At 72.2% G+C, this 26,526-nt stretch carries 26 protein-coding genes and 1 riboswitch; of the genes, 9 read left to right on the top strand and 17 right to left on the bottom strand.

Going from position 1 to position 26,526, the window contains the following annotated elements:
• Positions 1–154 precede the first annotated feature (154 nt).
• The 4 genes from AB0368_RS35265 to AB0368_RS35250 are packed head-to-tail and all read left to right on the top strand — an operon-like array spanning position 155 to position 3,405.
• A complete protein-coding gene (locus AB0368_RS35265; protein WP_366158376.1) occupies positions 155–769 on the top strand; it encodes an MEDS domain-containing protein in 615 nt (204 codons plus the stop codon).
• The gene (locus tag AB0368_RS35260) at positions 769–939 is read left to right on the top strand and encodes a hypothetical protein (RefSeq protein WP_366158375.1); all 171 of its coding nucleotides are present in this window, start codon (positions 769–771) and stop codon (positions 937–939) included. Before AB0368_RS35265 ends, AB0368_RS35260 begins: the two co-directional genes overlap by 1 nt.
• On the top strand, positions 936–1,892 hold the full coding sequence (locus AB0368_RS35255) for a sensor histidine kinase (RefSeq protein WP_366158374.1): 957 nt from the start codon (positions 936–938) through the stop codon (positions 1,890–1,892). The genes AB0368_RS35260 and AB0368_RS35255 overlap by 4 nt, the downstream gene beginning before the upstream one ends.
• 46 nt (positions 1,893–1,938) lie before the next feature.
• Complete coding sequence (locus AB0368_RS35250) at positions 1,939–3,405, top strand: serine/threonine-protein kinase (protein WP_366158373.1); 1,467 nt, start codon at positions 1,939–1,941, stop codon at positions 3,403–3,405.
• Between the two features lie 5 nt (positions 3,406–3,410).
• On the opposite strand, the gene AB0368_RS35245 is transcribed toward AB0368_RS35250, so the two are convergent.
• From AB0368_RS35245 to AB0368_RS35225, 5 genes are read right to left on the bottom strand one after another with little or no spacing between them, the layout of a single operon-like run.
• On the bottom strand, positions 3,411–3,959 hold the full coding sequence (locus AB0368_RS35245) for a hypothetical protein (protein ID WP_366158372.1): 549 nt from the start codon (positions 3,957–3,959) through the stop codon (positions 3,411–3,413).
• Positions 3,960–3,975: 16 nt separating this feature from the next.
• Positions 3,976–4,989: a galactofuranose ABC transporter, permease protein YjfF gene (gene yjfF / locus AB0368_RS35240; protein WP_366158371.1), complete on the bottom strand. Its 1,014-nt coding sequence runs from the start codon at positions 4,987–4,989 to the stop codon at positions 3,976–3,978.
• Positions 4,986–5,996: an ABC transporter permease gene (locus AB0368_RS35235; RefSeq protein ID WP_366158370.1), complete on the bottom strand. Its 1,011-nt coding sequence runs from the start codon at positions 5,994–5,996 to the stop codon at positions 4,986–4,988. Before AB0368_RS35235 ends, yjfF begins: the two co-directional genes overlap by 4 nt.
• Positions 5,993–7,507, bottom strand: coding sequence for a sugar ABC transporter ATP-binding protein (locus AB0368_RS35230; protein WP_366158369.1), 1,515 nt, complete (start codon positions 7,505–7,507; stop codon positions 5,993–5,995). Before AB0368_RS35230 ends, AB0368_RS35235 begins: the two co-directional genes overlap by 4 nt.
• A gap of 13 nt (positions 7,508–7,520) precedes the next feature.
• Positions 7,521–8,495, bottom strand: a complete 975-nt coding sequence (locus AB0368_RS35225; RefSeq protein ID WP_366158368.1) for an ABC transporter substrate-binding protein — start codon at positions 8,493–8,495, stop codon at positions 7,521–7,523.
• A gap of 291 nt (positions 8,496–8,786) precedes the next feature.
• Between AB0368_RS35225 and AB0368_RS35220 the strand changes: the two genes are divergently transcribed.
• Positions 8,787–9,782 (top strand): LacI family DNA-binding transcriptional regulator, encoded by a 996-nt coding sequence (locus AB0368_RS35220; RefSeq protein ID WP_366158400.1) that lies wholly within the window; start codon positions 8,787–8,789, stop codon positions 9,780–9,782.
• Positions 9,783–9,792: 10 nt separating this feature from the next.
• On the opposite strand, the gene AB0368_RS35215 is transcribed toward AB0368_RS35220, so the two are convergent.
• From AB0368_RS35215 to AB0368_RS35205, 3 genes are all read right to left on the bottom strand, one after another.
• Complete coding sequence (locus AB0368_RS35215) at positions 9,793–10,659, bottom strand: AbfB domain-containing protein (RefSeq protein WP_366158367.1); 867 nt, start codon at positions 10,657–10,659, stop codon at positions 9,793–9,795.
• A gap of 91 nt (positions 10,660–10,750) precedes the next feature.
• The gene (locus tag AB0368_RS35210; RefSeq protein ID WP_366158366.1) at positions 10,751–13,666 is read right to left on the bottom strand and encodes a glycoside hydrolase family 48 protein; all 2,916 of its coding nucleotides are present in this window, start codon (positions 13,664–13,666) and stop codon (positions 10,751–10,753) included.
• Positions 13,663–15,930 (bottom strand): sialidase family protein, encoded by a 2,268-nt coding sequence (locus AB0368_RS35205; RefSeq protein WP_366158365.1) that lies wholly within the window; start codon positions 15,928–15,930, stop codon positions 13,663–13,665. Before AB0368_RS35205 ends, AB0368_RS35210 begins: the two co-directional genes overlap by 4 nt.
• A 265-nt stretch (positions 15,931–16,195) precedes the next feature.
• Here AB0368_RS35205 and AB0368_RS35200 point away from each other — a divergent pair, with 265 nt between their 5' ends.
• Positions 16,196–17,533 (top strand): cellulase family glycosylhydrolase, encoded by a 1,338-nt coding sequence (locus AB0368_RS35200; RefSeq protein ID WP_366158364.1) that lies wholly within the window; start codon positions 16,196–16,198, stop codon positions 17,531–17,533.
• Positions 17,534–17,618: 85 nt separating this feature from the next.
• Here the strand turns inward: AB0368_RS35200 and AB0368_RS35195 are convergent, their stop codons facing one another.
• The 3 genes from AB0368_RS35195 to AB0368_RS35185 form a co-directional block, all read right to left on the bottom strand.
• Positions 17,619–17,825 (bottom strand): hypothetical protein, encoded by a 207-nt coding sequence (locus AB0368_RS35195; RefSeq protein ID WP_366158363.1) that lies wholly within the window; start codon positions 17,823–17,825, stop codon positions 17,619–17,621.
• Between the two features lie 98 nt (positions 17,826–17,923).
• Positions 17,924–18,406, bottom strand: coding sequence for a GNAT family protein (locus tag AB0368_RS35190; protein WP_366158362.1), 483 nt, complete (start codon positions 18,404–18,406; stop codon positions 17,924–17,926).
• Positions 18,407–18,524: 118 nt separating this feature from the next.
• Positions 18,525–19,169 carry a transglycosylase family protein gene (locus AB0368_RS35185; protein ID WP_366158361.1) on the bottom strand — a complete coding sequence of 215 codons (645 nt, stop codon included), beginning with the start codon at positions 19,167–19,169 and terminating at the stop codon, positions 18,525–18,527.
• A gap of 1 nt (position 19,170) precedes the next feature.
• Positions 19,171–19,349, bottom strand: a riboswitch (cyclic di-AMP (ydaO/yuaA leader).
• A gap of 176 nt (positions 19,350–19,525) precedes the next feature.
• Between AB0368_RS35185 and AB0368_RS35180 the strand changes: the two genes are divergently transcribed.
• Positions 19,526–19,909 carry an Hpt domain-containing protein gene (locus AB0368_RS35180; protein WP_366158360.1) on the top strand — a complete coding sequence of 128 codons (384 nt, stop codon included), beginning with the start codon at positions 19,526–19,528 and terminating at the stop codon, positions 19,907–19,909.
• A gap of 10 nt (positions 19,910–19,919) precedes the next feature.
• Here the strand turns inward: AB0368_RS35180 and AB0368_RS35175 are convergent, their stop codons facing one another.
• The 5 genes from AB0368_RS35175 to AB0368_RS35155 form a co-directional block, all read right to left on the bottom strand.
• Positions 19,920–20,342, bottom strand: coding sequence for a response regulator (locus AB0368_RS35175; RefSeq protein WP_366158359.1), 423 nt, complete (start codon positions 20,340–20,342; stop codon positions 19,920–19,922).
• A 66-nt stretch (positions 20,343–20,408) separates the two neighbouring features.
• The gene (locus AB0368_RS35170) at positions 20,409–20,717 is read right to left on the bottom strand and encodes a DUF2064 domain-containing protein (protein ID WP_366158358.1); all 309 of its coding nucleotides are present in this window, start codon (positions 20,715–20,717) and stop codon (positions 20,409–20,411) included.
• A 52-nt stretch (positions 20,718–20,769) separates the two neighbouring features.
• The gene (gene menC, locus AB0368_RS35165; protein ID WP_366158357.1) at positions 20,770–21,876 is read right to left on the bottom strand and encodes an o-succinylbenzoate synthase; all 1,107 of its coding nucleotides are present in this window, start codon (positions 21,874–21,876) and stop codon (positions 20,770–20,772) included.
• Positions 21,877–21,904: 28 nt separating this feature from the next.
• Entirely contained in the window at positions 21,905–22,654 is a 750-nt protein-coding gene (locus AB0368_RS35160; RefSeq protein ID WP_366158356.1) for a GNAT family N-acetyltransferase, read from the bottom strand.
• The gene (locus AB0368_RS35155; protein ID WP_366158355.1) at positions 22,651–23,745 is read right to left on the bottom strand and encodes a M20 family metallopeptidase; all 1,095 of its coding nucleotides are present in this window, start codon (positions 23,743–23,745) and stop codon (positions 22,651–22,653) included. The genes AB0368_RS35160 and AB0368_RS35155 overlap by 4 nt, the downstream gene beginning before the upstream one ends.
• A gap of 327 nt (positions 23,746–24,072) precedes the next feature.
• Between AB0368_RS35155 and AB0368_RS35150 the strand changes: the two genes are divergently transcribed.
• Together AB0368_RS35150 and AB0368_RS35145 are read left to right on the top strand one after the other, a co-directional pair.
• Positions 24,073–24,681, top strand: a complete 609-nt coding sequence (locus AB0368_RS35150) for a hypothetical protein (protein WP_366158354.1) — start codon at positions 24,073–24,075, stop codon at positions 24,679–24,681.
• A 56-nt stretch (positions 24,682–24,737) separates the two neighbouring features.
• The gene (locus AB0368_RS35145) at positions 24,738–25,634 is read left to right on the top strand and encodes an RICIN domain-containing protein (protein ID WP_366158353.1); all 897 of its coding nucleotides are present in this window, start codon (positions 24,738–24,740) and stop codon (positions 25,632–25,634) included.
• A gap of 13 nt (positions 25,635–25,647) precedes the next feature.
• On the opposite strand, the gene AB0368_RS35140 is transcribed toward AB0368_RS35145, so the two are convergent.
• A complete protein-coding gene (locus AB0368_RS35140) occupies positions 25,648–26,520 on the bottom strand; it encodes an NAD(P)-dependent oxidoreductase (RefSeq protein WP_366158352.1) in 873 nt (290 codons plus the stop codon).
• Between the last annotated feature and the right edge of the window lie 6 nt (positions 26,521–26,526).

Below are 26,526 nucleotides of genomic sequence, written 5' to 3'. Positions count from 1 at the left end.
GGGAGTCGATACGGGATCCGGGCACGAAGCGGTTCACCACTCGTGCGAATTTCCGCGGTTCAATTTCAGGCGGGTCAATTTCTCTTTTCTTTCCTTACGGATCTTGACCCTCCTCGCCCGGGGGCTCCCCCGATCGGGGCACTATGCTCGGAGGATGGCAGACACGATCAGCGCCGGCCCGCCGCGGCCGTACGGTCATGTCTGCCTCGCTTATGACGACCCGGCGACATTCCGGACGGCCGCGCGTGACTTTCTCGCCGAGGGTGCCGCCGCCGGGGAACGGGTCTGGTATCTGGCGTCGGAGCCGCCGCACGGCTGGGAGTTCCGGCCCGATCTGATCCGGCTCGGCGAGCACTACCCCGAGGGCGCCGTCATCGATCCCGCCCGCGGTCTCGAGGCGTACGCGGCGGCCACCTGCCAGGCCCTCGCGGACGGATACGCCGGGCTCCGGGTCGCCGCGGAGGTGACACCACTGGTGCGCACCCCGGCCCAGCTCGACGCCTTCGCCCGCTACGAGCACGTCGTCGACCGCTACATGCGTACCCACCCTTCGGGGCGCTGTGCGGCTTCGACCGCGCCGAGCTGGGCGCCGCGGTCATCGAGGAGCTCGCCTGCCTGCACCCGCAGTCGGATGCTCCGTTCCGGCTCTACGCGACCCCGCCGGCGCTCGCCGACGCCGGACTGGCGGGCGACCTGGACGAGGCCATCCGCGACCTGTTCGCCCGTACCCTCGAGCGGGCCGAGCTGCGCCCGGCCACCGGCGACCTGATGATCGACGCCGCCGGGCTGGCGTTCATCGACCACCACTCGCTGCTCGAGCTGGACGCGTACGCACGCCGGCGGGGCGTCACGGCGGTGTTGCGCACCCGACTGTTCAGCCCCGGACACCTCGCGGAGCTGCTGGGCCTGACCGCCCTGCGGGTGGAGGGCGGCCGATGAGGACGGGCGCGGCCGCCCGGCACCCCGGCTACTTCCACGCGGCGGTGGAGTACACCCACGACGACGACCTGCTCGCCGTCACCCTGCCGTTCCTGCTGGAGGGCGTCGCGAACGGCGAGCCGTCGATCGTGGCCTTCGGCGAGCGCACGGCCGGCCTGGTCCGGGCCGCGCTGCCCGCAGGCTCGGGCGTCGAGTTCCTGCCCGGCGGCGACATGTACGCCCGCCCCAGCTCGGCGATCCGGGCGTACCGCCGGCTGCTGGCCAGGCACGTGGCCGCCGGCGCGGCGCAGATCCGGATCATCGGCGAGATGCCGGTGTCCGCGTTCGGCAACACGTGGGATTGGTGGGCGCGCTACGAGTCGGCCATCAACCACGCATACGACGACTTCCCGCTCTGGAGCATGTGCGCGTACGACTCCCGCGTCACGCCCCCCGAGGTGCTGGCGGACGTGGCCCGTACCCACCCGCGGTACGCGATCGGCGCCGGCCTGCACGACGACAGTCCCGCGTACACCGAGCCCCGGGTCTTTCTGAGCGAGGACCGCCCGCCGGTGCCGGATCCGCTGCAGGCCGGGCCGCCCGCGGTGAGCCTGGTCGGCCCGACTCCGGGAGCCGCCCGCCGCGCGGTGCAAGCGGCGTGGCGGGGGCAGTTCCCGGCCGCGGACCTCGACGACCTCGTGGTCGCGGTGAGCGAGACGGTCACCAATGCGCTGCGGTACGGCCGCCCGCCGTTCCACCTGCGGGTCTGGGCCGGCGACGACCGCATCGTGGTGACCGTGTCGGACGCCGGCGCCGGACCCAAGAACCCGTTCGCGGGGCTCCTGCCGGCCACCGAGGCGGCCACCGGCGGCCGCGGTCTGTGGATCACCCACCAGTCCTGCAACCACGTGGCGGCCGTGACCAGCGACGAGGGCTGGACGATCCGCCTCATCGCCGGCAACCCCGCCGCCTGAGCCCCGGCCCGCGGATCCGCCGAACGTCGCGTGGCATGATGCGCGGGTGCTGCAGCCAGGCCGGCGACTCGGCGACCGCTACCGCCTCGACGCCCGGATCGGCGCCGGCGGCATGGGCGAGGTGTGGCGCGCGACCGACGAGGTGCTCGGCCGGGTCGTCGCCGTCAAGGTCATGCTGCCCGGGGTCGCCGACGATCCCGGCCTCGCCCGGCGGTTCCTGACCGAGGCGAAGGCCATGGCGGGCGTGAACCATCCCGCGGTCACCGCCATCCACGACTACGGCAGCAGCGGCGGGACGCCGTACCTGGTCATGGAGTTCGTCGACGGCGAGTCCCTGGCGCAGCTGCTGGGCCGCCACGGCCGGCTCACCGCCGCGCAGACCATGCAGCTCGTCGCCCGGGCGGCCGACGGCCTGCGGGCGGTGCACGAGCGCGGCATCGTGCACCGTGACATCAAGCCCGCCAACCTGCTGGTACGGCGTGACGGATCCGTGCTGATCACCGACTTCGGCATCGCGCGCCTGGCCGACGCCACGCCGCTGACCACCGCCGGGGCGATCTTGGGCACGCCGACCTACCTGGCGCCGGAGCAGGTGCTGGGGCGCCCCGCCAGTGCCCTCACCGATGTGTATTCATTGGGGCTCACCGCGTACGAGTGTCTCGCGGGTCATCGGCCGTTCACCGGCGACAACCCTTACGCGGTGGCTCTGCAACGCATCCAGAGCGCACCGCGGACGCTGGCGGGCGACCTGCCGGTGGCGGTCCTGGCGGTGGTCGAGCGGGCGCTGGCACCCGAACCCGGCGACCGCTGGCCCTCCGCGGCGGATCTCGCGGCAGCCGCCCGAGCCGCGGCCGCCACCCTCGCCGACCCGGACCAGGACCGCGCCCCCGCCGGCCCTGGCCGCCCCGGCGCGATGCCGGACCTGGGCCACGCCCCACTCGCCGGACCGGCGGATCATGGCGCGAAACAGCCGGACCGCGGCCGGATGCGACGAGGCCGGCGAGCCGTGCTGCTGACGACCGCCGCGGTGGTCGTGACGCTCGTCGGCTTCCTCGGCTTCCTCGGCTGGAAGGCCATGGGCGACGATCGCCACGAGGCCGATCCCGGTGGCCGGCCGGCATCAGGCCCTGGCGCGGCCGCCCCAAAGGGGTTCGGCGAGTGCGATGCGGGACTGTGCCCGGCGGCTCCCCTGTGCTGGGGCGGCATGGTGGCGATCAGCGGCAGGGCCATGCCGCCCGGCGCGGCCGACTGCGCCGGCGACCACTACTGGGAGACCTTCGCGGCCGTGCCGCTGCCGTCCGATGCCTCCGGCGTACGCCAGGACAAGCTGATCGGCCGCCCGGACGTGGCGGCGGCGTGCTCGGCCGCCGTCATGGCCCGGCGCAGCGAACACCCGGCGGCGACGACCGGGTGGCGGCGCGACGCCTGGCCGGTGCAAACGGGCGACACCTGGCTTCTGCACTGCATCGCCGGCTCGGACTCCGGCGAGACCAAGGGCGCGGTATTCCGGTAGACGGCTCAGAGGAAACGCCACAAGCGGTCCGGTGTGCCGCCGTCCCCGGCCTCGACGATCCGCTCGGCCCGCGTGACACAGAGGACCCGGCCGGTGGCCGCGTTCTGGATGCGGAAAGCGCCTGCCCCGCCGTAGCGAAGCCGCCACAGCCGGCCCAGCGGCAGACCGGTACGCGCGTTGCGCAGCTTGAAGCAGCCGTTGACCCGGTAGTCGGCTTCCCACAGGCAGTCGGGACCGCCTAGGCGCAGCCCGGTCGGCACGTGCTCGATGCCGCGCCGGCCGTCGGGGACGAACCACCACGACTGCGTACGGGGTCCGGCGTCGCCGAGCAGCCGGCCGCCGGCCACCGCACGGATCTGCTGAGTGCCGTCACCCATGTCGACCGGCTCCCAGGGCCCATCGGCACCGCCGTCCGGCGCCCACCGCCCGCCGGCCTCGCCGTCGGGCGACCAGAGCCGGCCGGTCTCGCCGTCCGGCGCCCACCGCCAGGTCAGGCCGGTGCCGGCGGATGCCACGTCGCGGATGGACAGCACGGCTCCGGTCCCCGCGTTCACGAGGCGGAACATCATGTCAGCGGGTACGCCGCGTGACGAGCCGCTGCAGCACGATGAACGCGAACAGCAGGATGCCGATGACGATCTTCGTCCACCAGGAGCTGAGCGTCCCCTGGAAGGTGATGATCGTCTGGATCAGGCCGAGCACGAGCACGCCCAGCACGGTGCCGACGAGGTATCCCGAGCCGCCGGTGAGCAGGACGCCGCCGATGACCACCGCGGCGATGGCGTCCAGCTCCATGCCCTGCGCGTGCAGGCTGTAGCCGGAGAGCATGTAGAAGCTGAGCAGGACACCGCCCAGCGACGAGCAGAAACCGCTGACCGTGTAGACCGCGATCCGGGTACGCCCGACCGGCAGCCCCATGAGCAGCGCCGAGTCCGCGTTGCCGCCGATCGCGTGGACGGTACGCCCGAAGCGCGTGTACGAGAGCACGTACGCGCCGGCGAGCACGACCACGAGCGCGATCACCACGCTGGTGGAGATGAACACGCCGGGGGCGAAGCGGATCCGTTCCTGGGCCATGGCGGTCCAGAACGGGTCCGTGATCGGGATGGAGTTGCGGTTGATCAGCAGCGACAGGCCGCGGGCCAGGAACATGCCGGCGAGCGTCGCGATGAACGGTTCCACCTTGAAGTAGTGGATGACCGCGCCCGTGCCGAGGCCGAGCGCGGTGCCCATGAGCAGGACCAGCGGCAGCACCACGACCGCCGGCCAGCCCGCGTGCAGCAGCGTGGCGGCGACGACCGTGGTGAGCGCGACGACCGCGCCCACCGAGAGGTCGATGCCGCCGGTCAGGATCACGAAGGTCATCCCGGCCGCGACGACGAGCAGGAACGCGTTGTCCACGAAGACGTTCAACAGGACCTGGGTGTCGGAGAAGTTCTCGTAGTTGCCGACGCCGGTGGCGTACATGGCGACCAGCAGGCCGAGGGTCACCAGGACCGGGACGTGGCGCCGGTCGGGGCCACGCCGGCGGCGCCGCGAGGGCGCGACGGTGGCGGGCTGGGGTGGGGCGCTGACGTCGATCATGCGGACGCTCCTACGGTCCGGCGGCGCAGGACCACGGCGCGGAAGGCGGCGGACTGGCTCAGGCAGAGCACGACCACCACGACCGCCTTGAACAGCAGGGTGGTCTCGGCCGGGATGCCGATCGTGTACGTGGTGATGTCGAGCGCGGAGATCAGGACGGCGCCCAGCACGCTGCCGGCCAGCGAGAAGCGGCCGCCGGTCAGGGCCGTACCGCCGATGACCACGGCGAGGATGGCGTCGAGCTCGATGAGGTTGCCGGCCGCGTTGCTGTCGGCGCTGGCCACGTTGGAGCTGAAGATCAGCCCGGCGACGGCGGCGCAGACGGCCGCGAAGACATACGCCATGATCGTCAGTCCGCGGGCCCGGATGCCGGCGAGGCGGCTGGCTGTGGGGCTGGCGCCCACCGCCTCGACCAGCACGCCGAGCGCGGAGCGGCGGGTGAGCACGGCGGCGGCCGCCACCACGGCGGCGACGACGAGCACCGACACCGGCAGGGTCAGGAAGTAGCCGGCGCCGATCACCCGGAAGGGCGGCGAGGAGACGTTGATGATCTGGCCACCGGTGAGCAGCTGGGCGATGCCTCGCCCGGCGACCATCAGGATCAGGGTGGCGATGATGGGCTGGATGCCGATCACCGACACGAGCACCCCGTTCCAGACGCCGAGGACCACGGCGAGGCCTATGGCGGCGGCGACGGCCGGCAGCATGCCGCCGACGCTGTCCTGGTGCGGCAGGTCGCCGATCATGAGGCAGGCGACGGCGCCGGCGATCGCCATGACCGAGCCGACCGAGAGGTCGATGCCGCCGGTGGCGATGACCACCGTCATGCCGAGCGCGACGAGCACCAGCGGCGTGCTCGAGCGCAGCACGTCGATCAGCGAACCGTAGAGGTGGCCGTCGTGCAGCGTGACGGAGAAGAACCGTGGTGCGAAGAAGACGTTGCTCACCAGCAACAGGACGAGGACGACGGCCGGCCAGAAGAGGCGGTGCCGGGTCAGGGCGGTCATGGGGTGGCTCCGCTCGCGATGGTCTGCATGATGCGGTCGGCGTCGACGCCGGCGGTGTTCTCGATCTCCTCGACGAGACGCCGGTCGCGCAGCACCTCGATCTTGTGGCTGAGCCGCAGCACCTCCTCCAGCTCGGCGCTGACGAAGAGCACGGCCATGCCGCCGCCGGCGAGCTCGACCAGGAGTTTCTGGATCTCGGCCTTGGCGCCGACGTCGATGCCGCGGGTGGGCTCGTCGACTATCAGCAGCCGCGGCTCGGTGATGAGCCAGCGGGCCAGCAGCACCTTCTGCTGGTTGCCACCGCTGAGGTTGCGGACCGCCGTCTCGGGGTCGGCGGGCCGGATGTCGAGCGCCTTGACGTACCGGGCGACGAGCTCGTCCTGGCGGCGCCGCGGCACCGGGCGCGCCCAGCCCCGGGCGGCCTGCAGGGCGAGCACGATGTTCTCGCGCACGCTGAGCTCGCCGATGATGCCCTCGGTGCGCCGGTTCTCCGACGAGAAGGCGATGCCGTGGTGCATGGCGGTCCGCGGGGCGCGCAGGGTGACCGGCTTGCCGTCGATCTCCACGCGGCCCGCGTCCGGCCGGTCGGCGCCGTAGAGCAGCCGCGCGACCTCGGTGCGGCCCGAGCCCAGCAGCCCGGCCAGCCCGACGATCTCCCCGCCGCGGATGGTCAGATCGAAGGGCTCGATGGCACCGGTACGGCCCAGCCCGTGCGCGGCGACCACCGGTTCACCGGAAGCCGCGGGCGTACGGGTCTGGTCGTCGAGCCGCTCGAGGACGGTCAGCTCCTTGCCGATCATCCTGGTGACCAGCTCCATCTGGGGCAGCTCGGCGGTCCGGTACTCGCCGATGAGCGTCCCGTTGCGCAGCACCGTCATCCGGTCGGCGATCTCGTAGACCTGGTCGAGGAAGTGGGAGACGAACAGGATCGCCACGCCGTCGCTCTTGAGCCGCCGCATCACCGCGAACAGCCGCTCGACCTCCGACGCGTCCAGGCTGGAGGTCGGCTCGTCGAGGATGAGGACCTTGGCCGAGATGTCCACCGCCCGCGCGATCGCCACCATCTGCTGGATCGCGAGCGAGTACGAGTGCAGCGGCGCCGAGACGTCGAGGTCGAGGTCCAGCCGGCGCAGCAGGCCGGCGGCGCGGCGGCGCATCTCGGCCCAGCGGATGCGGCCCAGCCGGCGCGGTTCGCGGCCGATGCAGACGTTCTCCGCCACCGACAGGTTCGGGCAGAGGTTGACCTCCTGGTAGACGGTGCTGACCCCGGCCTGCTGCGCCTGCAGCGGGCCGGCGAAGTGCACCGGCTCCCCGGCCAGCCGCACGTCGCCGCCGTCGATGCCGTAGACGCCGGTCAGCACCTTGATGAGGGTCGACTTGCCGGCGCCGTTCTCGCCCATGAGGGCGTGCACCTCGCCGGGGAACAGCCGGAAGTCGACGCCGTCGAGGGCGACGACTCCCGGGAAGCGCTTGCGGATGCCGGTCATCTCGAGGATCGGCCGGTCACTCATCGCCGGGCCCCTGTCAGTACTTGCGCCGGGGCAGGGCGGCCTTGGCCTGTTCCTGCGTGAAGGTGGTCTCCTCGGTGAGCACCCGCTGGGGCACCTGCTCGTCGGCGTTCACCTTCTTGACCAGGTCCATCAGCTGGGGGCCGAGCAGCGGGCTGCACTCCACGATGTAGTTGATCTTGCCGGTGGACAGCGCGGTCATGCCGTCCTTGACCGCGTCCACTGTGATGATCTTGATATCGGTGCCGGGCTTCTTGCCGGCCGCCTCGATCGCCTCGATGGCACCGAGGCCCATGTCGTCGTTGTGCGCGTACAGCACGTCGATGTCGGGGTAGGTCTTGAGGAACGCCTCCATGACCTCCTTGCCGTCCGTACGCGTGAACTGCCCGGTCTGCGAGGCGATCACCTTGAACTTCGGGTCGGCCTTGATGACGTCGGCGAAGCCCGCCTTGCGGTCGTTGGCCGGCGCCGCACCCGGCGTGCCCTGCAGCTCGACGATGTTCACCGGCTCGCTCTTGCCCTCGTACTCCTTGACCAGCCACTCCCCCGCCTTCTTGCCCTCGACGACGAAGTCCGAGCCGATGAAGGTCTTGTAGAGCGAGGTGTCCTGGGAGTCGACCGCACGGTCGGTGAGGATGACCGGGATGCCGGCGTCCTTGGCCTCCTTGAGGACGGTGTCCCAGCCGGACTCCACCACCGGCGAGAAGGCGATGACGTCGACGCGCTGGGCGATGAACGAGCGGATGGCCTTGATCTGGTTCTCCTGCTTGCCCTGCGCGTCGGAGAACTTGAGGTCGATGCCGGCGGAGGCCGCCGACTCCTGGACGGACTTCGTGTTGGCCGTACGCCAGCCGCTCTCGGCGCCGACCTGGGAGAAGCCGAGCGTGATCTTGTCTCCGCCGCCGCCGGAGCCGGCGTCCCCGCCGCAGCCGGCGAGGCCGGTCACCGCCAGAGCGCCGGCGAGCAGCGCCGCGGTCCACTTCCGGGACATGGTGCCTCCTGGAGTCTCACTTGTTAGCGTTCACAATTTGAATGTCGAGGGTGCGTCGCATCGTCGGGGTCGAAGGGAACAGTTCGTCCGCGCCAGAAACGCCCACTGCGGGAGAAGACGCCACGGCAACAAGGCCGCTCAATGTCATGTCGTGCGTCACAGGGCGCGTTTCTGGAGTGTTACCGCTCTCAACCCGGACGTCAAGAGGGCAGCGCGGATCTACACTGTGACCGGCCACAACGTGAGATCGACGAGGGGTGCCGCGTGCCATCGAAGAAGCGGGTCACGGTCATGCGTGACGTCGCCAAACTCGCCGGGGTCTCCCACCAGACCGTGTCGCGGGTCCTCAACGAACACCCCAACGTCAAGCAGGAGACCCGGACCCGGGTCCTCGAGGCCATGCAGTCGCTGAACTACCGCCGCAACCTCGCGGCGCGGACCCTGGTCACCCGGCGCTCGCACACCCTGGGCCTGATCGGCTTCGAGACCACGCTGTTCGGCCCGGCCTCCATGCTGTACGGCATCGAGGACGCCGCCCGTACGGCCGGCTACCTGGTCAGCATCGCCACGGTCCGCAACCTGGAACGCCGCGAGGTGCTCGACGCCGTGGACCGCCTCTCGCAGCACGCCGTCGACGGCATCATCGCGATCGCGCCGAAGCCCGCGGTGACCAACGGGCTGCTCCAGGCGCCGTCCGGCCTCTACTGTGTCGCCGTCGGCGGGGCCGGGGACCCGGACGCCGTCCCCACCGTCCGCATCGACAACGCCGCCGGCGCCCGGCTCGCCACCCGGCACCTGCTCGACCTCGGCCACCGGACCGTGCACCACGTCGCCGGCCCGCACGACTGGCCCGAGGCCCAGGAGCGGGTCATGGGCTGGCGCGACACCCTGTACGAGGCGGGCGCGCCGGTGCCGCCGGTCACGTTCGACTCCTGGAACGCCGAGTGGGGCCACCGCCGCGGCCAGGAGCTGGCCCGTGACCGCTCGGTCACGGCGATCTTCTGTGCCAATGACCGCATCGCCCTCGGCGTGCTGCGGGCGCTGCACGAGGCGGGCCGCAAGGTGCCGGAGGAGGTCAGCGTCGTGGGCTTCGACGACATGCCGGACTCCGGCTTCTTCATGCCCCCGCTCACCACGGTGCGGCAGGACTTCGCGGAGATGGGGCGCCGCAGCCTGACGCTGCTGCTCGAGCACATGTCCGACGCGGAGGACCCCGGGCCGCCCGCGCACATCGTGGTCTCCCCCGAGCTCGTCGTCCGCGGCAGCACCGCCCCGCCGCCCGGGTGAGCCCGGCCGGTCACAGCGCCGGCCGTACCGTGAAGGCATCGCCGCGGCGACCGAGGTCCAAGCGGGAGCGGTGCAGCGACAGGTAGCGATCGGGGTAGTTTTCCGAACGCAGCGCGACGCTGCCCGCAAGGCCCCCGCCGACCGGGCAGAACGTCGCGTCCGCGGCGTAGCGGGCCGAGCCGTCGCGCCGGTCGAGCCAGACGTGCCAGTCGCGGTGCCGCAGGAAGTGGCCCGGATAGTTGACCGACTCGAACGACACGCACGAGCCGTCGGCGAGCCCGGCCCGCACGGTGAAGCTCGAGTCGGCACGGTCCAGGGCGGAGCTGTCCGCGCCGATCCGGTCGACCCGGCCGCGGTAGTCGCGGTGCCGCACCCGGAAGCCGGCGAGCCCGGCCGGCTCGAGGCCGATCACGGCGCCGATCGCGAACGGGCCGCGCCGCTGCGGGACGGCACCGGTCGCCGCCCGGGACGGCGGCGACGAGGACTCGCCGGCCAGTCTCCGTTCGGACAGGGAACGGCGGACCACGGCGGAACCGGGCGGCGGCGACGTGGTCGGTGGGTCAACCGGCGAGGCGGAGTCCGTCGCCATCGGCGGCATCGTGACGAAGCGCGGCGTGCCGACCGGCGCCGGGCGGTCCATCCGGAGGGCCATGACGCCGAGCACGGCGAGCACCGCGAGAGCTGCGCAGGTCGCGATGGCGGACCGCTGGCGGGACGGGGCCGATTCCTCGGGAACGACGGCGGGCTCGGGCACCGAGGCGGTCGCCGCGGCGAGGAACGAGTCGGGCAGCGGGGCGGGGGCGCCGGAGACCGGGCGATGCGGGGGCAGCCAGCCGCCCACACGCAGGGGCGGCCGGTACTCATCCTCTGTGGACATGCACTTCCGTTCCGGGGGGCGTCGGACGCGAAACGCGCCCCGCCATGATCGGGGCACATGCGGCAGAAGGCAAGAGGTGACCTCCTTCCGTCTAGCCGTCGGGGAACAGGCGGGCGTAGTCCGCGTAGCCGGTGGCGACGTCGACCTGGGCCCAGAAGCGGTGGTAGGTGAAGGTGGGTGCCGGGCCGCCGTCCAGGTACGCCTGGACCTTCGGCCAGTCCGGGTCCCGCTTGTAGAAGGAGCGGATGTCCACGAAGGACACGCCCGGCTTGATGACATCGCCGTTCGGCATCCTGCCGCTCCAGCCCGGCGGGATGTAGATGCCCTGACCGGTCGCCGGGTCGTAGACGTCGTCCATGCGGTTGTAGTCGGCGCGGGTCTCGGTCACCGACACGCCCTTGCCGTCCTTGTACGCCCAGATCGCGTCGAGCAGCCCCTTGGCGGCGGTCTTCGCCCGGGTGTTGCCGGACTTGGCGGCGTAGTACGTGAGCAGCTTGGCGTACGAGCCGGCGACACCGAGGTCCTGACCGCGGCTGGTGACCTCGACGTGCAGACCCGTGTTGGCGGACGGGCTCGAGGGATTCCAGGTGGCCGGCTTCCCGGTCCACGCCAGGTCGGACGGGATCGCGAAGGTGCCCGCGCCGCCGACCGTGGTGTTGTCCAGCGCCCAGGGGACCCACTTGTCCAGCACCGACTTCGCCTTGGCGTCACCGGTCAGGTAGTAGTACTCGGCGAGCCGCTCCAGCGACCACGTCTGCATGCCGAACCAGCGGTTGGACGGCGGGTCGGCGTACACCGGGGCTTCGACGTAGGCCAGGCCGTGGAATGTCGGCGTGCCCGCCGGGGGCGCCTGGTAGGAGCCGTTCCAGCTGTTCGTCGCGCCACCGGCGATGCCGCCCTCGGCCGACTGCAGCCACTGGTAGAACTCCAGCTGCCGGTTGAGGCCGGCCTGCCAGTCCGCCTTGGCCGTCGAGGACCGCGGCGTGAGAGCGCCGACATTGGAGAGTACGTACGCAGCCAGCGGATTCTGATAGCCGAAGTGACTGGTGCTGGACCCGATCCGCCAGGCCCAGCCGGCCTGCGTGTCGGTGGCCCCGCCCCACGCGTAGTACCAGGACATGAGGTTGTTCGAGCTGCTCTTGCCCGTACCCGCGGGGCAGGAGGTGGAGGTGCAGCCCGGGTTCTTGAAGTACTTGTCGTAGAACGAGTAGCGCAGATAGTCGCCCAGCTTCGCGGCATTGGCCACGGCGGTGGAGACCTGCGACGCCTTGCCCTGCTCGGTCGCCCAGGTGAGCGCCCAGTACGCCGCCTGCACCGCGCGCGAGTCCGCGTCCGGCGCGTTGGTGTACTTCCACTGCTTGGCGTACGACGCGTCCTTGGTGAACAGGTCGAGGTAGCCGTTGGGGCCGCCGTACTCGAACGTGTCGCAGGACGGCTGGGGCACGGTCTCGAACGTCGACTCCTGCGGTCCGCGCTGGAAGGTGTTGATGTACGCGACCCGCGAGGTCCCGTCCCCGCAGTGCCCGAAGCCGTACGTGTTGTCCACGTCCAGAAGCCAGTGCGTCCCGTAGACGTCCGAGGTGCCGTACGTGGACTTCAGCTCATTCGCCAGCGGGTCCTGCCCCACGGCGACGCTTCCGTCCAGCTGCGACGGGTACGACGAGGGTTGCGGATGCTCGGCGGCGTACGTGGCCGGCTTCGACGGGTCGTACTTGTCGTTGGTGGGCTGGTCGGCGTGTGACGGGATGAGGTACTTCTCCATCGTCTGCCACGCCGTGTTGAACGGCGTCCACTCGCCCGTGACCTGGCCGTGCTCCGCCTCCAGCCACAGCCAGTAGCTGAACGCCTCGGAGGTGGTCTCGTGGCCCTGGTCGGGCGCCTCGTCGATCAGGGTCTCGATCGAGTGGTACGGCACGCCCTCGGGGCTGAAGTAGCCGTTGGCCGGGTTCTTGATGTCCTGGTAGAGCTGGGCGAACCGGCCGTCGGCGCTGCCCTCGGCCACCACGAGCGCGGTAACGGTGGCGGCTGTCAGCCCGGTGCCGCCCGCGGTGAACGTCGCCGAGGTGCCCGGCTCGGCACCGGCGGTGGCCGACACGGTCACGGACTGCCCGGTGTTCCAGGTGGACGGCGTGAAAGTGAGCGAGGCCGGGGCGGCGGAGACGGTGGTGGCTCCAGCCGCACGGGCGATCGTCACCGTGGTGGTCGAGGCCGGCGCCTTGGACAGCGCGACCTTGAACGTCGCGGTCTTGCCGGGCGACACCGTGACGGAAGTGGCGTCGGCGACGACCGACGGGTTCGCCGACGCGTCGACGAAGACCGGCACATCGGCCGTCTCGCTGGTCATGCCGGTCGAGTCGTAGGCGATCGCCTGCAAGTGGTACGCCGCGGTCTGCGCCGGCACGCCGCTCCACGTGTAGCTGTACGGCGCGGACGTGTCGGTCCCCAGCAACAGGCCGTCGTGGTAGAAATCGACCTTGCCGACGGTCCGGCCGCTCGCCGCCGTGGCCGTGGCCGCGATCGGGATCGACGCCGGGGCTGTGTAGCGGGTGTTCGCGGCGGGACTGCTGATCGCCACGGTCGGCTTGGCCACCGTCTCGTTGCAGCGCATGCCGTTCAGCGTGAACGCGGCCGGCACCGGGTTCGCCGACGTGAACGTGCCGTTGAAGCCGGTGCTGACGCTCGCGCCGGTGCCCAGGGTGCCGTTCCAGGCGGCGTTGGTCACCGTAACGTGGGCGCCGCTCTGGGCGTACGTGCCGTTCCAGCCCTGGGTGACGCGCTGGCCGGCGTCCGGAAAGTCGTACTCCAGGCGCCAGCCGGTGACCGGGTCGCCGGTGTTGGTGATCGCGATGTCGCCGGTGAAGCCGCCGTTCCACTGGCTGGCGACGCGGTAGACGACGGTGCAGGCCGCCGCGGCCTGCGCGGGTGGCGCGGCGGCGGTGATGGCGAGGCCGGCGCCGAGGAGCGCGGCGGCGCAGGCCGCAAGGGCCCTTCTTGCTTTCTGTCTCATGGGGTTCCCTTCCGGAGGTCGGCGTAGAGGATGCCGCGGCCGTTGGTGCCGAGGTAGACGCGGCCGTAGACGCGGGGGTCGCCGGCGAGCGCGTCGCCCGCGTTGCCGTACCGATGGGCGTCGTCGTTGATCCGGACCCAGGCCGTGCCGGCGTCGTCCGAGCGGAACACCCCGGCGACGCCCGCGACGGTGCCGACGAGGAAGACCGCGGGGTACGACGCCCCGGGCGCCGCCTTGCCGAACGCCACGTTGATGCCCGACGTGACGGTGGCGACCTTGGTGAACGTCACACCGGAGTCGATCGAGCGCAGCAACCCGGTCTCCCCCGCGAGCCAGACCTCGCCGGCCCTGCCGGGTACGGCGTGGAAGTGCACGCGTCCCGACGCAGGCATCGCGGCCACCGACGCGGTGAAGGACGCGCCGCCGTCGCGGCTGACGAAGAACCGGCCGGCGGCGTACCCATAGAAGGTCCGGGGATCGGCTCGGTCCGATTCGACCTTCGCGCCGGCGGGGATGCCGGCCGACCGGGTCCAGGAACTGCCGCGGGTGGCCGAATAGTGCACGTCCGTGCCGGCGGGCGCCCAGACGAAGGCCCCCGCGTCGGCGGAGACGGCGATGGTGCCGCCGCCGGTGACGCCCGGCGGTTCCTGACCCTGGTACCACGTCTTGCCGCCATCGGCGGATACGCCGAGGTGCGGTGCCGCGTCGGCGTTGCCCACACGAGCGAAGACCGCGGGGCTGCCCTCGGCGAAGTCCAGGCTGGTGTTGCTGCTCAGGCTCGGAGTGTCGTGGAAGCCGGCGGGCACGGTGCCGAGGTCGGCGTGGTGGAAGCCGCCGATGTCACCGAGCGCGCTGACCAGCGGGGCGCCCGAGGGCGGGCTGGCCAGGTCGAGGACCGCGGTCTCCTCCAGGCCCCGGGCCATCGGTTTGATCGTGAACGGGGTGCCGCGGTCCCAGTCGGTGAGCCGGGTGGTGCCGTACACGGTGGCTCCGGTGCCGTAGAGCAGCCGGTCCGAGTCGAAGGGGTCGATCTCCACCGACTCGTTCATCCAGCCCAGCTTCGGGGCGGACTCGGGCGGCTGCGGGCTGGTGTTGAAGTCCAGCCACGGGTCCTCCGAGATGTCCATGGTGTAGCGCTTCGACCGGCTCGGATAGCTGGTGTAGTCCCAGATCCGCGTCCAGGTCGTGCCGTTGTCGGTACTACGGAAGAAGATCGCGTCCGGCCACCACGAGACCTGGGTGGCGACCATGAGCGTGCCCGGGTGCTGCCGGTCCACGGTGAGGCCGGAGTAGCCGAAGTAGAGGTCGTCGCCGGCACTGAGCTGGACCGGGCTGACGTCGGTCCACTGCCCCGTGACGGTGTTCAGCCGGTACACCTGACCCTTGCCGCCGTCGTACGGGCCGCCGGTGTCACTGGTGGCGATGTAGAGGTAGTGGCCGACGGGGTCGAGCACGCCCTTGTGCGGGAGGTAGCCCGTGGGCTGGCCGGGGACCCGCGACCAGGTGGCGCCGCCGTCGGCGGAGCGGTAGACCGGATTCTGCTTGTCCGCCACGCCCACGTAGACGTCGCGGCTCGCGTCGTCGAAGGTGACCCAGGTCAGGCCCTGGTTCTGGCTCAGGTATCCGCTGGTGTCGCCGGGGTCCTGAACGTAGGTGCCGGCGTTGGGGAACGCCGTGACCTTGGACCAGGTACGGCCGTAGTCGGTGCTGCGCCAGAGGCCGTTTCCGCCCTCCGCGGCGAAGTAGACGGTGCGGTGGTCGTGCGGATCGACGGCGAGCCGTTCGCCCATGCCGCGGCCGGGCATGTTGCCCCCGTTCTTGAACGGCAGCGCGGTGGCCTGCCAGGTGGCGCCGCGGTCGGCGGAGCGCAGGATCGCGCCGTTGTTCGGGTCCCAGCCGTTGGTGTACATGCCGACGGCCGCGTACACCCGGTCGGCGTCGACCGGATCGGCGGCGATGCTCAGCACGCCGTTGTAGCCCCAGTCGTCCTGGCCGACCCAGTCGAGCAGCGGCGTCCAGCTACGGCCCGCCGGGTTCCAGCGGTACGCCCCGCCGATGTCCGTACGGGCGTAGATCAGGTTCTTCTCGGCCCGACTGAAGACCAGTCCGGGGACGAAGCCGCCGCCGTCGATCCGCACGTTCTTCCAGGCGTACGTGTCGGACCGGACGGCGGGCTCGGGACGGGGGACGGCCTGCCCGGCCGGCGCGACGGCGCCGGCCAGGCAGAGGGTGGCCAGGAAAGCGGCGAACGGTGGGGGAAGCACGGGGATCCTCTCGAGGGACGTCGCGACGCCGGGGATTACGCCATCGATGGACATCTCTGATGGGAGCGCTCCCATGAATGTGGGCCGTGTTCATCCGGAAGTCAAGAGCCCGAAACAAACCCATCGGTGGGGGTCGATGTTGACAGCACTGAACCGAGTAGGTAGACACAGGACTGTCCGCCGTCGTGGGAGCGCTTCCGCACGATGGAACGCCATCGCTCTCCCATCGAAAGGCGCCCCTGAGCACCGCCTGAGGAGGACTTCCATGAGGAAACGCAGACTGTTCGGCGGCGTGACTGCCTTCGCGGCCGCCGTCGCGGCGATGACAACGTTGGCAGCACCGTCGGCGCAGGCCGCCGCCGGTTTCACCGTCCGTGGCTCGCAGATCCTGGACGCCAACGACAACGCATTCGTGATGCGCGGCGTCAACCACGCCCACACCTGGTACCCGGACAAGCTGGGCTCGCTCGCCGACATCAAGGCGCTGGGCGCCAACACCGTCCGGGTGGTGCTCAGCAGCGGCGACCGCTGGACCCGAAACGACGCCGCCGACGTCACCAACGTGATCAGCCAGTGCAAGGCCAACCGGCTGATCTGCGTCCTCGAGGTGCACGACACCACGGGGTACGGCGAGGATGCCGCCGCCACCACCCTTGCCCACGCGGTCGACTACTGGATCGGCATCAGGAGCGCCCTGGCCGGTCAGGAGCGCTACGTCATGCTCAACATCGGCAACGAGCCGTACGGCAACACCGACCCGGCCGGCTGGGTCACCGACACGAAGAACGCGATCACCCGGCTGCGGGCGGCCGGGTTCGAGCACTCGATCATGGTGGACGCCCCCAACTGGGGCCAGGACTGGTCGTTCACCATGCGCGACAACGCCGCCTCGGTCTTCGCCACGGACCCGCAGCGCAACACCATCTTCTCGATCCACATGTACGGCGTCTTCGACACGGCCGCCGAGATCACCGACTACCTCGGCCGGTTCCGGGCGGCCGGGCTGCCGATCGTGGTCGGCGAGTTCGGCTTCAACCACTCCGACGGCGACCCGGACGAGGACACCGTCATGGCCACCGCCCAGGCCCAGGGCATCGGCTACCTCGGATGGTCGTGGAGCGGCAACGGCGGCGGCGTCGAATACCTCGACCTCGTCACGAACTTCGACGCCGGCCTGCTGACCTCCTGGGGTGAGCGGCTCTTCAACGGCCCGAACGGCATCAAGGCCACGTCCCGCGAGGCCACCGTCTACGGGACCCCACCCTCGTCACCCCCGGTCAGGGCCTGCACCGCCACGTACGCGACCACCGGCCAATGGACCGGCGGCTTCCAGGGCGCGGTCACGGTCAAGGCCGGGACCGCCCCGATCAGCTCCTGGACCGTCACCTGGACGTGGCCCGACGGCCAGCGCTTCACCAACACGTGGAACGCGGCCGTGACGACCTCCGGCGACGCGGTGACCGCCCGATCGCTGTCGTACAACGGCTCGCTGCCCGCGGGCGGGAGCACGAGCTGGGGCTTCACGGCCGCGTGGACCGGCCGGAACACCGCGCCGGCGGCGACCTGCACAGCCGCCTGGAAGCGCCCGCGGGAGGGCCGGTGAGGTCCGGGAACGGCCCTCCCACGGGCGAACACCCCTTCAGTGCTCCGCCGGGCCGGAAAGGTTGCCCGCGTTCCCCACATTTCTTTCAGGCCGGCGGCGCCGGGGATTCCGCGCCGGGCACGAGCAGCCGCGGACGGCCCGTACCGTCGGCGGGAACCGACCAGACCGCCGGAGTGCCGGCGCTGTCCCGCAGGGTGTACGCGGGCGTCGCGCCGTCGAGCCACGCCGCCCGGTCGTCGACGCTCGCCGTCTCGGCGGTCCCCACCACGTCCATCGACGCCAGGTCGAGCACCGACAGCCGCCGGCCCCGCGCCTGAACTCGAACATCTCCATGGCCGCCGGCTCGGCGCAGGAGCGGTGGCTGCGCACCGACAGCGGTACGGGAACCTGTCACTGATCCCGGCGCAGCCGGTAGTACACGAATCCCTCACGGGTGACGCCGCCGTCGGGGGTGAACCCGGCGGCGGCACAGCACGCGCGGCTCGGCGCGTTGCCCTTATCGATGCCGCAGAAGAACTCATCCACATCGGACAGCTCGGCGTTGTCGACGACCGCTCGCAGCAGGGCCCGGCCGCGGCCCTCGTGCCAGCGCCGCGGGTCGACCACGAAGGCGAGGCCCATGGAGCGGCGGCCGCGACCGTCGGCGTACACGTCGCCGCCGATGAAACCCACCTCGCCGGCCGCGTCCACGCCGAACCACGCGTGGCAGCGCAGCACCAGGTGGCCCCGGAACACCTCACCGCCGCCGCGCTCGGCGATCGCGAGCATGCGGGGCAACCAGTCCCGCCCGCCCAGGTAGTGCTGCACCTGGGGATGGTCGAACCAGGGCGCCGCGGAGTCCGCCAGCATTGTGGTCGGCGGGACCAGCCTCATGCGCACATCATGCCGGTACGCGCAAGCCGGCGGTGCTGTTGTCCCTCCATAGTGGTGGGTGTGGCGGGACCCGGCCGCCCCACGGGGGAAGGGCGGCCGGGCCGGTCTCCGCCAGGCCTCAGAGGGCCAGGCGTTGCCCCGGGAAGATGAGGTTCGGGTTGCCACCGATCTCACCGCGGTTCAGCTGGTACAGCGCGCGCCAGCCGCCCTTGACGTGGTGGCTGCTCGCGATCTTCGCCAGGGTGTCGCCGGAGCGCACGGTGTAGGACTTGCCGGTCGCGTGCGCCGGCGTGCTCTTGCGCGTCGTGCTCCTGTGCGTCGTGCTCCTGTGCGTCGTGCTCCTGTGCGTCGTGCTCCTGTGCGAGGACGACTTCGACGAGGCCCCGGACGTGTTCCTGCCCGAGTAGGACTTCGAGGAGCCGGCCTTCCTGCCGCACACCGGCCAGGCGCCGATGCCCTGGCCGTCGAGGACCTTCTCGGCGATGCGGATCTGCTCCGCGCGGCTCGCCTTGTTCGCCGTGCTCGCGTACTTGCCGCCGCCGTACGCCTTCCAGGTGCTGCGGCTGAACTGCAGGCCGCCGTAGAAGCCGTTGCCGGTGCTGATGCTCCAGTTGCCGCCGGACTCGCACTGCGCGACGGCGTCCCAGTTCACACTGGACCTGGCCGCTGCCGGCGATGCCGGGCCCAGCAGGGCGGCGGTGCCGGCCGCGCCCGCGACCACCAGGCCGAGGGCACGCAGGGACTGCTTGCGGATCTGTGCCATGAAAGGAAACCTCCACGCCTGCGAGGTCAGCTGTCGGGTTCGGGCCGAGGAGCCCGGCCGCGTGTGGCGGCTTCACCCCGAGGCGCGGCTTGCGCGCCGTGGAACCTGTGGGTCCCCCGCTCCATGCCTGTCGGTTGAGGTCCCGGCCCGGTCGGCGGCAGGACTCGGCGTTACCGACCGCGGGGCCCGCATCTGCGGACCGGCCGACCGTAGCCACTTCCCCCCGGGCGATCGCAAACTTCCGGGGCCGAACGTGACGTTGTTTACACCCTTGCGACCGGATTGATCTTTCTCCGAGGTGTCGTTCGAACCGGGATAATCACCGCGAAGCGGGCCATCGGCCGTACCGTTGGATCATGGAAGATCCTGCCGTCGCCGTCCGCGCCCGGCTCCTCGAGATCACCGGGCCCGAACCCGGTGGGCCGGAATGCGCGCTGCTCGTCAGGCTGCTGACGTCGTACACCGTCAAGACGCCGCCGGCTCTGGAGCGGCTGGCCGAGGCTCTGGCCGCCGGGGACCTCGCCGCCGTCCAGGACCAGGCACACGCCCTCAAGGGATCGGCGGCCAACATCGGCGCCGCCGAGCTGACCGATCTCTTCGGCGAGCTGGAGGACGCGGCGCGCGACGGCCACCTCCTGGAACCCCGGGCGACGCTGGACCGCATCCACGGCGCCTACGGCCGGGTGGCACCGGTGTGCACCCGCATCGCCGGTGACCTTCAGCAGGAGGCCGTGCGTTGACCGAGAGGGATCATTCGTCCCACCAGTTCGCCGGCGCCGTCGCGCTCACGTTCTCGGCCAGGAGGCTCTGCAGGACACTGGCCAGGACGCTCGGCTGTGCCGGCTTCTCGAGGTACGGCGCATCCGGCCGCACGAGCCCCTGGGCCAGGGCGACATGCCGGGGGATCCCGCTGATGTAGATCACGTGCATGCGGGGATACACGGCGCTGATGGCCCGGGCGAGGTCGCCCCGGCTGTCTCCGGGCAACGACAGGTCGGCGATGAGGGCGTCGATCCGGCCCTCCTGCTCCCGGCACACCTGCATGGCCGACTCCTGGTCCAGCGCGGTGAAGACGCGGAAGCCCCGGGCGGCGAGCATGTGGGCCGTGGTCTCGAGGACGTCGGCGTCGTCGTCGACCATCAGGACCGTGGCGTGACCGGAAAGGTTCGTCATTCTCGCCTCCTTGCGACCCAGCCTAAGTGCACGAACCGTGCCGCGACCGGCGTTTGTGCCGGTGGGTCACGGGACGGGCAGGGTCGGCAGCAGGGCCACCCGCAGCCCGAGCCGCAACGCGGCCAGCATGAGGGTCCCCGAGTCGGTCAGCGGCTCGAGTTCCGGCGCCCGGGACGGCTCCCGCAGGCCGAACGCATACCAGCCGCCGTCGCTGGTCGGGCCGATCACCGCATCGAAGCTGCGCAACAGCCCGTAGGCGTCACCCAGCAACCGCGCGCTCACCTCCGCCGCGATCACCAGGTAGGCACTCCCGCTCCCGGGGCCGGGGGGCGAGAGCCGCGAGTCACAGCGGAAGAACCGTCGAGTCCGGGTCATGCCCCGGTAGTGGCCGCCGGCGCCCGGAAGGTTGCCTGCCTGGGCGAGAAACCTACAGCCGGATCCATTCCGTCGCCGTCGTCACCGACTCCAGCACCGCGGCCAGTGGTTCGACCCCGAGGCCCGGGCCCGCCGGCACCGGCAGGTGGCCGTTCTCGAGCACGAAGGGCGCGGTGAGGTCGGTGGCGAAGTAGCGGTCCGAGGCCGAAGTGTCGCCGGGCAGTGTGAAGCCCGGCAGGGCGGCGAGGGCGACGTTCGCCGCCCGCCCCAGCCCGGTCTCCAGCATGCCCCCGCACCACACCGGTACACCGTGCGCCACGCACACGTCGTGGATCCGCCGCGCCTCCAGGTAGCCGCCGACCCGGCCGGGCTTCACGTTGACCACCGAGCACGCGCCGAGCGTGATCGCGGCCGCGGCGACCCGGGCCGAGGTGATCGACTCGTCCAGGCACACCGGCGTGGTGATGAGCTTGGCCAGCTCCGCGTGCCCGAGGACGTCCTCCTCGTCCAGCGGTTGCTCGATCAGCAACAGCCCGAACGGGTCCAGCCGGCCCAGGTGCCGCGCGTCGGCGAGCGTGTACGCGGTGTTGGCGTCCACCTGCATCAGCACCTCGTCGCCGAAGCGCTCGCGGACGGCGCGGACCGGCTCGACGTCCCAGCCCGGCTGGATCTTGAGCTTGATCCGGACGTAGCCGGCGGCCAGGTAGCCGCCCACCGCGTCGAGCAGCTCCGCGATCGAGCCCATGATGCCGACGGACACCCCGCACGGCACGCGGTCGCGGACGGCGCCCAGCTCGCGGGCCAGCGACCGGCCCTCGGCGCGCAGCTCGGCGTCGAGGACCGCGGTCTCCACCGCCGCCTTGGCCATGCGGTGGCCCTTGAACGGGGCGAGGACGGGCGCGACCCGGTGGGCGTCGAGCCGGGGCGCGGCCGCGAGCGCCGGCACCAGGTAGCGGCGCAGCACGTCCGCGGCGGCCTCGGTGTACTCGCTCGAGTAGCGCGGGTCGGCCATCGCCACGCACTCGCCCCAGCCCTCGGCCCGGTCCGTGACCACCCGCAGCAGCAGCACGTCGCGGGCGGTCTCGGTGCCGAACGAGGTACGGAACGGCGCGACCAGCGGCATGGCGATGCGGCGCAGCTCGATGCCCTCCAGCTTCATGACGACCTCACAGGGACGCCGGCGAGCTTCACGAGGGCCTCCTCAGGACGTACCAGCCGGTGCGGTCGAAACCGGTGACGCGGGCGCCGGTGGCGAGCAGCGCGGACAGGGTCGCCCGGACCGCGAACCGCCACCGCCGGGCCTCCCCGGGCTCGCGGCGCCGCAGCCTCTCGACGTCCGGCGGCACGGCGACGAGGAGCTTGCCGGCGTCGAGACTGCCCGGCACCCCGGTCCGGTCCAGGGCGACCACCGCGCCGGAGGTGTCGTCACGCAGCGGCGTCGGCCGCGTCAGGTCCCAGCGTACGAGGAGCCGGTCCGACACGTCGTCGCCGTTGATCCGATCGTGCATCGCGCCGTAGAAGTTCGGCAGGTACTCCTCCACGACCGCGCCCAGCTTCGCCAGGTTGAAGTAGGCGTTCCGGGCGACGAGGGGGTCGAAGGTCCAGCTGATGGTGGTGGCGCCGTTCTCCAGCGCCCAGGACCGCTGGTGCTGTTTGAGGGCGTACCCGATGCTGCGGCCCATGGCCTCGGGCGCCACCCCCGCGATGTGGCTGTGCAGCTCGCGGGTGCCCGGCGCGCCGAAGAAACCGACGCAGGCGCCGAGCAGGGCGGCGCCGTCGTAGGCGGCGGCCACGTAGTTGCCCGACTTCGCCAGCGCGCGCAGCAGCTCAGTGCTCAGCAACGGCGTTCCGGCGTCCTGCTGCCAGATCGCGCCGAACAGGCGGTCGACGGCGGCCAGCTCGTCGAGCTCGCTCACCGTGCGCACCTCGACGCTCATGCTCGCAGCCGGTCCGCGATCAGGCCCGCGACCAGGGCGGCCCGCGGGAGCAGGTCGGGTACGAGCACGTGTTCGTCGTCGGCGTGTGCGCCGCCGCCGACCGCGCCCAGGCCGTCGAGGGTGGGCGTACCGATGCCGGCGGTGAAGTTGCCGTCGGAGCCGCCACCCACCGCCGCGGTTGCCGGCTCGGGAAGGCCGAGGTCCGCGGCCACCCGCACCGCGCGGGCGAACAGCGACGCCGTCGCCGACGCCTCCATCGGGGGCCGGTTGGGGCCACCGAGGATCTCCAGGGCCGCACCCGGCAGGATCGGCCGCAGGGCGTGCATCGCGGCATCGATCCGCTGCTGCTCGGCGGTGTCGCGGACGCGGACGTCCACGGCGACCTCCCCGGCCGCGGGTACCGTGTTCTCCGACGTGCCCGCGGCGAGCAGGGTCGGCGTCACGGTCGTGCCCCGCGCCGGGTCGGCGAGCGCCGCGACGGCCAGCACCTGGTGCGCCAGCTCGACGGTGGCGCTGACGCCCCGCTCGGGCTCCAGACCGGCGTGCGCGGCCCGGCCGTGGACGCGTACCCGGTAACGGGAGACCCCCTTGCGCTCCGTCTTGAGCGCTCCGCCGCCGGCGGCGGCCTCCAGGACCAGGGCCGCCGCGCAGCCGGCGGCCTCCGACTCCACCAGCGCGCGCGAGGTGGGCGAGCCCAGTTCCTCGTCGCAGGTGATCAGCAGGGTGGTCCCGGCCCGGTCGGCCAGGCCGGCGATGGCGTGCATCGCCAGGGCCAGCCCGGCCTTCATGTCGACGCAGCCGGGTCCGCGCAACACGCCCTCGACGATTCCGTACGGATGGGAGCCGAGCGATCCCAGCGGCCACACGGTGTCATGGTGGCCGAGCAGGAGCACCCGCCGCGGACCGGCGCCGAACCGCCACCGCAGATGGACCCGGTCCGCCACCACGACCCGCTCCGGGGTGGCACCCAGCCGGCGCTCGCCGAGTGCCGCCACCACCTCGGTGCTGCGGGCCAGGGCGGCCGGGTCGGTGGACGGCGACTCGCAGGTCACCAGCGCCTCGATGTCGCCGAGCAGCGCGGTCAGGTCCATGTCAGCCCACCTTAGGCGGTGACGGGCGTCCACGGTCGCGCGGCAATCTCTGTCCCCATGTGCTCGCGCGCTTCAGCACGGACGTCGCGGTGAGCAAGCCCCTGCCGACCCGGAGCACCCGACCCCGTACCCGGTCGTGGAGTACGTCGACGGGCCCAGCCTCGCCGAGGTCGTCCAGGAGCAGGGGCCGCTGACGGCGGGCAAACCTGCACAGCGTGGGTCACGTACGCGGGCACCGGCCGTACCCCGTTCGCGGCGGACTCCCCCGCGGCGACCGCCGCGCGCATCCTCACCCAGCCGCCGGAGCTGTCCGGCCTGCCGGCGCCGTTGCGCGACCTCGTGGCGCTCACGCTCGCCAAGGACCCGGTCGAGCGGCCCAGCGACCGCACCCGCACGGACGTCCCACGGCCGCGTCGTCGCCGCCGCCTGGCCACCCTCCTGGCCTCGGGGGCCGCCACCGCCGTCCTCGGGACCCTGGGGGCCCACTACGTCAACAGCCGGGACAACCCGGACGCGCGGACGGTCGCCCAGTTCTCGGTGGCCCCGCCGGCGCCGCGCCAGGTCCGGGGTCCGTCCGTCATCGACCCGCTCGACCGGCCCGGCCAGTGGCAGACGGTCACCGGCGACTCCTCCGGCTCGTGCGTGTTCACCGCCGGCGGCCTGCGGATGCGTACGGACGAGAGCAGCGTGCACCAGTGCCCGGGCCCGGAGGTGTCCGCGTGCCCGGGACTGGTCAAGATGGAGCTGGTCGAGGACAACGACGAGGTCACCCTCACCACGGTCGCGTCGCAGGACTTCCGGCCGGGCGCCCGGCACCGGCTGCGGATCGACCTGCGCGGCCAGGTCGCCACCGTGACGATCGGCGGCGATCTGCTGATCAAGCTGCGCACCGGGGACGGGACCGTCGTCGAGATGGCCGAGCTCTATACACCCTGATCCGGACCTCGCGTATCTTCACGTACCGGCCGGTAGACCACCGAGGCGAGGACGGGATGGCTGACATGCACGACGAGCCGCAGGATCCGGTGCTGGTCCGGCCGTACGTCGGAAGCGACCCGGACGGGCACGACGACCGTCCGGAGGAAACCTGGCCGGAACCGGCCGCCATCCCCGCCGACCCACCGGCCGAGGTCGGCACCAAGGTGCAACCGGCGCTGCCCCTGGAGGCGCCCGGCAGGGCATCCGCGCTGCGGCGCCAGCGCTTGATCGTCCTCTCCGGAGTCGCGGTGCTCGCGCTCGCCGGAACCGGCCTCGTCATCGCCGGCTCCGGCGAGGACCCCGAACCGCCCGGGGCCCGGCCCGCGGCGACCGGCTCCCTGGGCGCCGGGCCCGCCGCGAGCAACGGCGCCGCGAGCACCGCCGCCCGCCCGTCGGCGCCGCCGGCACCCAGCGCCCGGGCCACCGGCCAGGTATCGGCTCCGCCAGCGGCCGGCCCGGCTGCGACCGAGCCGGGCCGGCGGCACCCGGCACCGCCCGCACCGACGTCGGCCGGCGCGCCGTCCGCCACCCTGGGGCCGCCGCCCCCGGCCGACCGCACCGGCGCGATCACCTCGGCCGGCGGACGCTGCCTCACCCTCGGCGGGCTGCTGGGCATCGACGGCAGCCCGATCGAGGTTGCCGGCTGCGGCGGCCTGAGCGTCCAGTCGTTCACCCTGGCCACCGACGGCACCCTGCGCGTCTCCGGCCGCTGCGCCCAGGTCACCGGCGACGGCGACGTACGCACGATCGGCTGCGACGACCGCGAGAGCGCCCAGTGGCGGGCCGGTCCGAACGGCTCGCTGGTCAACCCGGCCACCGGGCACTGCCTGACCGACCCGGGCACGTCCGGCGCCACCACCCGCGCCGAGGCCTGCACCGGCGCCGCGGAGCAGAGGTGGACGCTGCCCTGAGCCGGTCCTCGCCTCAGCGGGCCTCGAGCGCCCGTACGACGGCGGCCATGTCCTCGTCGCCGTGCCCGAGCGCGAAGGCCTCGGCGTAGAGCGCGTGACACGCGTCGAGCACCGGTGAGGGGATGCCGGCGGCTCGAGCGGCGTCGGCGATCAGCTGGTTGTTCATCAGTACGTCGCGCAGCGAGGCCTGCACCTCGAAGTCACGGGCCAGCAGCTTGGCCGCCTTGATCCGGGACACGTCGCTGGCCATCGGCCCGGCGTCGAGCACGGCGGTGAGCCGTCCGAGGTCCAGCCCGTGCCGCGCGGCGAAGTGGTACGCCTCGGCGAGCCCGGTGACCATGCTGATCAGGTACAGGTTCACCGCGAGCTTCATCAGCAACGCCTGCGGTACGAGCCCGCAATCGACCGCGTCGCGCACCATCGGCGTGAGCAACGGCCGTACGGTCGCGACGTCCTCCGGCTCCCCGGCGAGCATGGCGACCAGGTGCCCGGCCTCGGCCGGCTTGCGCGACCCGGATACCGGCGCCTCGACGTACCGGCCGCCGGCCGCGACCACGGCGTCCGCCAGCCCGCGGGAGTACTCCGGCGAGGTCGTGCCCATGTGCACGAGCAGTCTCCCCTCGACGGCGCGGAAGGCAGGCGTACCGCGGCCCAGCACGGCGTCGATCGCCGCGCCGTCGGCGAGCATCATGAGCACGACATCGGCCTGGTCGAGAACCTCGGCCGGGCTCGCCGCGACGGTCGCGCCGTGTTCCCGGACGGCGGCGCACCGCTGTGGCCGGCGGCTCCAGACGACCAGCGGGGTGCCGGCCCGCGCCAGGTTGAGCGCCATGGGCTCGCCCATGACCCCGAGCCCGAGAAATCCGACGATCTTGCGGTACGCCATGGCCGT

The sequence above is a fragment of the Actinoplanes sp. NPDC051475 genome, assembly GCF_040689425.1.
GTDB lineage: Bacteria > Actinomycetota > Actinomycetes > Mycobacteriales > Micromonosporaceae > Actinoplanes.
Note: the sequence above shows the minus strand (reverse complement) of the source record. Positions and strands in the feature narration are given on the sequence as shown.